Source organism: Deltaproteobacteria bacterium (assembly GCA_020848905.1).
Taxonomy (GTDB): domain Bacteria; phylum Myxococcota_A; class Polyangia.
Genome location: JADLHG010000085.1, coordinates 1 through 6167 on the forward strand (window position 1 = coordinate 1; position 6167 = coordinate 6167).

The 6167-nt window shown below is 70.0% G+C and carries 6 protein-coding genes and 1 pseudogene; 1 reads left to right on the plus strand and 6 read right to left on the minus strand.

Features of this window, described 5'->3' with window-relative positions:
* Positions 1-102 precede the first annotated feature (102 nt).
* The 6 genes and pseudogenes from IT371_31715 to IT371_31740 form a co-directional block, all read right to left on the minus strand.
* A pseudogene (locus IT371_31715) lies at positions 103-1240 on the minus strand (HAD-IC family P-type ATPase).
* The gene (locus tag IT371_31720) at positions 1167-2621 is read right to left on the minus strand and encodes a hypothetical protein (GenBank protein MCC6752259.1); all 1455 of its coding nucleotides are present in this window, start codon (positions 2619-2621) and stop codon (positions 1167-1169) included. The pseudogene IT371_31715 and the gene IT371_31720 overlap by 74 nt, the downstream one beginning before the upstream one ends.
* Positions 2606-2848, minus strand: a complete 243-nt coding sequence (locus tag IT371_31725) for a hypothetical protein (GenBank protein ID MCC6752260.1) — start codon at positions 2846-2848, stop codon at positions 2606-2608. The genes IT371_31720 and IT371_31725 overlap by 16 nt, the downstream gene beginning before the upstream one ends.
* A 92-nt stretch (positions 2849-2940) precedes the next feature.
* Positions 2941-3696, minus strand: a complete 756-nt coding sequence (locus tag IT371_31730; GenBank protein MCC6752261.1) for a hypothetical protein — start codon at positions 3694-3696, stop codon at positions 2941-2943.
* A gap of 18 nt (positions 3697-3714) precedes the next feature.
* Positions 3715-4770, minus strand: coding sequence for a hypothetical protein (locus IT371_31735; protein ID MCC6752262.1), 1056 nt, complete (start codon positions 4768-4770; stop codon positions 3715-3717).
* A gap of 239 nt (positions 4771-5009) precedes the next feature.
* Positions 5010-5705 (minus strand): transposase, encoded by a 696-nt coding sequence (locus IT371_31740; GenBank protein ID MCC6752263.1) that lies wholly within the window; start codon positions 5703-5705, stop codon positions 5010-5012.
* 147 nt (positions 5706-5852) lie between these two features.
* Here IT371_31740 and IT371_31745 point away from each other — a divergent pair, with 147 nt between their 5' ends.
* A complete protein-coding gene (locus IT371_31745) occupies positions 5853-6050 on the plus strand; it encodes a hypothetical protein (protein ID MCC6752264.1) in 198 nt (65 codons plus the stop codon).
* Positions 6051-6167 lie beyond the last annotated feature (117 nt).

The following is a 6167-nucleotide window of genomic DNA, read 5'->3' on the forward strand; positions in this document are numbered from 1 at the left end:
ATCGCGGCGACCCGAATGCCTCGCGGAGGCGCGCAACGGCGAGCGGCAACCCTTGACGCTGTAGAGTGTCGAGAAGATCCGCGACGGTCTTCGGCGGGTTCTTCAGCGTGGCTGCCTGCTCGTTGAGACGACCGCCCCTGCGCTGTCGCGCGGTGTGTCCATCACGCCGAGAGCGCCGAGGAAGCGGGCGCCCGAACGGACGACCATGACTGCGCCCCTCGCTCTGCAGGTTGCCCACGACGTCGGATACGCTCTGCGGCAGCGCCCCATCGCGCGTGAACAGGCCCGGCTTGCCGATCGCCACCTCGGCGCCACCCACCGTTGCGCGAACCCCATAGCCGACCACGGCCTCCACCGCCGAGGCTTCGAGGGTCGCGAGACCAGGACGCCGCGCACCGACGCCTTCCACGATTGCGCTCGCCAGTGGATGATCGGACTGTCTCTCGACGGCTACGGCGACTGCGAGCAGCTCGTCCTCGTCGGCGCCGTCGAGCGTGATGACGTCGGTGAGACGCGGCTTGCCTTCGGTGAGCGTCCCAGTCTTGTCGAACGCGATCGCACGGACCAGCCCGAGCGATTCGAGGTGCGCGCCTCCCTTCACGAGGACACCGGCCCGCGCCGCACGAGCGACCCCAGACAGGACGGCGCTCGGCGTCGCGATGGCGAGGGCGCACGGGCTTGCGGCGACGAGCACGGCCATGGCGCGGTAGAAGCTCCGGGTGAAGGGCTCGTCGATCAGGACCCAGGCGAAGAGAAGTCCGACTACGACGACGAGGATGACCGGCACGAACGCGCGCTCGAAGCGGTCAGTGAACTGCTGTGTCGGTGACTTCTGGGTCTCGGCCTCGGCCACCAGCTTCACGACGCGAGCGAGCGTGCTCTCGCTCGCGGTCTTCGTGACCAGGGCAGTGATCGCTGCAGCTCCGTTGATGGTGCCGGCGAACACGCGATGCTCCGCTTCCAGACCCTCGGGAGCGGCCAGGGCGCTATCGAGGTCACTGACGGGTCGCTTGTCGACTGGGACGCTCTCGCCCGTGATCGGCGCCTGATTCACGCTGCTCGACCCGGCGCTGACGAACCCGTCCGCCGGGATGCGCGTGTTGGGCTTCACCAGGATGCGGTCGCCCACCACGAGTTCGGTTACCGCCACATCCTCCTCGCGCCCGTCATCGTTGATGCGCAGCGCGGTCTCTGGGACGAGCTTCGCCAGCGCGCCGATGGCGTTGCGCGCGCGGCGCATCGCGTAGCCTTCGAGCCCGTGACCGAGGGTGAAGAGAAACAACAGCAGAGCCCCCTCGAACCACTCGCCCAGGATGGCCGCGCCGATCGCGGGTGGACGAGAAGGCGACCACCATCGCCAGCGCGTGGTCGCCCCAGGTGCGAGGACCGGGTGTGTTGACGAGGTGGTGGTATCCCTCGATCGGTGTTGGTGGCCAAGCAGGACCCACCTCGATGGCCGGCGCTCCCGTGGCCGGCCCGTAGACGCGCGGGGAGTGCCACAGGCGTACCGTGTCGGGTTCGAGAGCACCACCGGGGCCGCTCATGGCAGCTCCCACGAACCTCGTGGCGGAGAGCCCCACCCACCAGGTGGTCTCGGGCAGCTCAGGGAGCAGCGTCCGTACGCCGGCTCCGTCCGGCGCCCAGCCGCGCAGCCGGTCCGTGGGCGCCTCGACGTGGTCAATCCAGATGGAGAGATCTCCCTCGCCGACTCCTGGTTCGGTGCCCGTCTGGGTCTCGAGCGTGGTCCACTCGTTGCGCGTCATGTCGAGCAGCGCGAGGACGCCGCCGCGCCCGGTCGCGAACAGGGCAGGGGGGTCGTCCATGCCGTGGGAGACCCAGGGCGCGGCCGCGAGCGATGACGCGGGGGCCGCGAACTTCCAGCCTTCGCCGGCGAACGGCGAGGCGAAGTTCAAGACCATGGTCACGTCTCCCGCGCCCTTCCCTCCCATGTCCCCGACCGTTGCGCCCATGCGCGCGAAGCCGGAGTCGCAGTAGGCGTCGGCAGCTGCTGCGTCCACGGTGAGGAGTGCCGCGTAGAGCTTGCTCTGGGTTGGATCGACACGCCACAGCGAGTTGATGTGGTAGGCGTGCGTCGTGGACTCTACGTAGTGCCGGAATCCTGCCAAGGCGACTACTCTACCGAGTTCGCGGTGGGTCGTGACTCCTGTGGCTTCGGTCATCTTCGAATACCCGCGCACCCCGAAGTCCCCGTCGAGGTCGAGCACCTCGCAGCCGGCGCCGCACGGTGCCCAGGCGGCGGGCGTGAAGTTCCCCTTCGCTGGGTCGGCGAGGTAATAGGCGCGGCACCGCGGGTGCATCGGCTCCGCGCCGGGGACGGGGATCCACAGCGACGAGTCGCCGAGCCACTCGAGCCCCGCCGGCAGGGTCGAGGCGCCCGGGATCCCCGCCTCCGTCGTGCCCCCTCCGGTACCCCCGGCTCCCCCCGCGGCGAGGCCACCGCCGCCGCTCGGGGCGCCGCCGGTCGAGCCCGCGCCGCCCGAGCCGCCCGCGTCCGCGCCGGCCGAGCCCCCGGCGTCCCCCTGCGCGCCGGAGCCGTGTGGCCCCGGAGCGCAAGCAGCGAGGAGGAGCGCCGAGAGCGCGGCGCTCAGAGCGCGCCGCACTCGCCGCCTCCGCGGAAGCGATCGGCGCCGAGCTCCTCGTAGTGCAGGCGCCCCGCGCGGAGCACGGGCAGGCGCAGCCAGCGCTCGCCCATCGCCGGCTGGTCCAGCACCTGGCCGAGGCCGCTCGTCGCGCCGGTGAAGCGCACGTGCGCGCCGCTCACGTCCAGGCGGTACGCCCACCAGGCGTGCTCGCCGCCCGCGACGAGCGCGACGCGTCCGTCCGCCATCGCGGCCACGCTCAGGTGGCGGAAGAGCCCCAGGTACGGCCACCTCGCGAGCAGCCGCGTCCTGCCGGTCGTCGTCTCGAACGCCGGAGGCGTCAGTCCACTCGGGGCGCGCAGAGCAGCCGGGTGTGGATGGCCAGGTCCGTTCCGCAGTTGCACGGGTCGTCGCCGTCGCAAGTCACCCCTGAGTACTCCACTTCACGGCACGTCTCCGTCGCCTTGCAGTCGGCGTCCGTTTGGCAGACCTTGAAGCACCCAGCTCCGTCATACACCGAGTCGTCGGAGCCACAGCGCTGGTCCTTGCATGCGTCGCTCCAGCACCTGAGGGCAGCCTCCGGAATGATCGGTTGACAGCCTTCCGGGTACGCGGTCGGCGCACCGCCCGCGTCTGTGCCGCCCGTCGAAGCAGAACCCCAGGAACCTCCGCCGTTCGCCGCGCCCGGGCTGCAGAGCAGCCGGGTGTGGATGGCCAGGTCCGTTCCGCAGTTGCACGGGTCCTCGCCGTCGCAAGTCACCCTTGAGTACTCCACTTCACGGCACGTCTCCGTCGCCTCGCAGTCGGCGTTCGTTTGGCAAACCTTGAAGCACCCATCTGCGTCATACACGGAGTCGTCGGCGCCACAGCGCTGATCCTTGCATGCGTCGCTCCAGCACTTGATGGCACCTTCCGGAATGATCGGATCACAGCCATCCGGGTACGCGGTCGGCGCACCGCCCGCGTCTGTGCCGGCGCCGCCAGTGGAGCTCGCGCCGTTCGAGACCGGAGACGAGCCGGCCGACTCGCCCGAGCACGACGGTGCGGCCCCAGTCAGGAGCGCCGCAAGCGGGACAAAGATCCATTTCGACTTCATCGAGGCCTCCTCTTCTTCTCACGGATACTGGACGCGAAGGTTGTTCACCAGGCCCACATGGAAGCTGCTGTAGCGACTGAATAGGTTTGGGTACGCCCTGACATGGGCGTCCGGCTGCTCGGCAGGCGTGCACGTCGCACACTGCTCCGTGCTGGCCACCCCTAGAATTCTTCGATGGGTGGATCGCCACACAGCGCCCCCTGAATGACCGGGACTAGCATCGCAGCCCAGCTCGACTGCGGCTTTGAATCCGTTGTCGAATGGCCAGAGGAAGTCGCCCGTTGTGCAGAACGCGGCCTGGCCGTAGAGGTGATTGTCAGCGCATGGAGACGGACTGTGCGGATAGCCACATCCGGGGTAGCCGGCGTGCACCTTTGTCGCGTCGCGGAAACCCTGCTCCGTGGGGGCCTCGTAGCCGAAGTAGCCCGGATGCCCGCTGGGGAAGTTGTCTTGCAGGACGACGAAGGCCCAGTCCTCGCGCACGCAGTCCGACCAGTAGCCGGGGGCCGGATTGGTACAGTACTGGATGTACTTGCCTCCGTACCAGACCTGCTGAAGCGTCTGAACGCCAAATGGCGTGGTGTTGCCGACCTGGTCCGCAGCGAACGTGCCGCCGACGTACGCTCCGTCGCTGTACCGGATCACGCAGTGGGCCGCTGTGGCCACGATGCGCCGACCGATTAGTTGCGCCGTGCAGCCCCCGTCCCCCCACAGGCGCCCCTGGCGGTTGTAGGCGCCGTCGTTCGACGCGCTCAGATCAAGTCGGTTCTCGACGCCGTCGGAAAGGCCCTGAGGTCGGACCGCTGGGCTGACTGGGGGCAACGCGGCGGGCGCCGACTCGTCGCCCCCGGGATAGATGGCGCTGCTCTCCTCTTCGAGGCGCAGCTCCCGAGCGACCTCTGCGAGCCGGCGCAGTTCGTCAGGGTCGAACTCCAGTAGATCTGCATGATCGTCTCCTGCGACGTAGCGCGCGACGGTCAGCGGTGTGTTCTCCCGGACGTAGCCAGCTGGGGCGCGCTTCCATTGCGGCGTGTCTCCATCTGGACCGGCCGGCCCCGCCGCTACGGTCTTCATCGGGATGCGTCCGACGATCTTCGGTTTGGCTGGTGCCACCCCCGCGACCCGTTGAGCTTCCAGTGACTCAAACCGGCGTCCGTCGTCAAGAACGCCCAAGCCCGAGGAGGACGGGCTGGGCGGCGCGTCTGAGCCGCAGCCGGCTAGGCCGATGGCAGCCGCCAGGAGGGCGACGTGGATGCCCAATTGTGTGTGTGGGGGGGGGGGGGTATGCAACCGTGCGCGTCATGGTGGATCGTCTACCCCGCCCAGCGACCCATGTCAAGACAGGGCGCCCCTTCACCTCTTCCGCGTTCCGCGCGGCCAGCGCCCTCGCCGGGCCCACGAGCCTTCGGCGGCGCCCAGGAACTGATCCACTCGGCGGTCCTGAAGTGGTCCACTGCTCGGATGCGCAGTCGTATGCGTTCACGCCTCAGGTTGCCCGCCGCGAAAGCTGCCTCGAGGAGGCCCGAAGGGCCTCCGGTCCGGCGATGGTTTTCCGAGGACCGCAGCGGAGTGTACAGGGGTACTCGAGCAGCGGACCGCAGGAAAACCGCAGCCGGCGAGGCAGATCTCGCGGCGTCCTCACCAGTCGCGTGAACGCGCACGCCGTCTCCGATGCGGGCCGAGTCGCCGCCACGCTCCGCGATGGTGACAAAGTCCCGGATGAGATGCGCCCAGCAGACTTGGCGCATCGCCAGGCGCCAGAAGCCGTAGGCGCTGTAGCGGTCGCTTACCAGGATCCCGCCGAGCTTGCCGAGCAGGGTCTTGGCGGCCTCGGTGGAGCGTCCCCGCTGGATGCGAGCGGGATCCGAAGGCCGAACGCGCCCTTCGCCTCGGCGTAGTCCACGAACGCGAGGACCCCGTGCGCGGCGTCGAGGCCCACGGCGCGCACGTCGCGGGGCGACGGGTCGCTCCAGGGCTCTCCCGTGCCCGGCGCCAGGAGCTGCGCCCACGAGCGATCCGTGCCGCCGTGGCGCGACACCTCGCCCGCCCACCGCCCCGAGTCGAGGCGACCGCCCACCATGTAAATCGCCTGGTGGAGCACCGAGGCCGCATGGCGTGCGTCGCTCCTCGGCGCGGGCTCGACCGAAGAGGTGGCCGTGCTCCTGGCGCGCGCGGCGTCCGAGCCGGGCTCGTACACGGAGAGCCCCTTCGTGCTCACCAGCACCGCGCGCACCGCGAGCGCGCCGCCCTCGTACCGGCGTGGGAGCCCGGCCGCGGCGACCTGCGGCTGGGCGACCTTGCTCACCGCCACGCGCGCCCGCAGGAACGCGCCGGACTCGACCGGCGGCGGCTAAGGAAAGCCAACTGCGCTTTGCCGGCGCTCGAGCTCCGCCCCGGCCGCCGGCTCGCCTTCACGACGCGCGCCCCGAAGCCTCTGGAGCTCGGGGTCTCGCCGCTCGCGAGGTGGACGC

Coding starts and splice junctions, on each gene's coding strand:
- IT371_31725 (MCC6752260.1), bottom strand. CDS start 2,848: ATGGCGGACGGACGCGTCGCGCTCGTCGCGGGCGGCGAGCACGCCTGG.
- IT371_31730 (MCC6752261.1), bottom strand. CDS start 3,696: ATGAAGTCGAAATGGATCTTTGTCCCGCTTGCGGCGCTCCTGACTGGG.
- IT371_31735 (MCC6752262.1), bottom strand. CDS start 4,770: ATGAAGACCGTAGCGGCGGGGCCGGCCGGTCCAGATGGAGACACGCCG.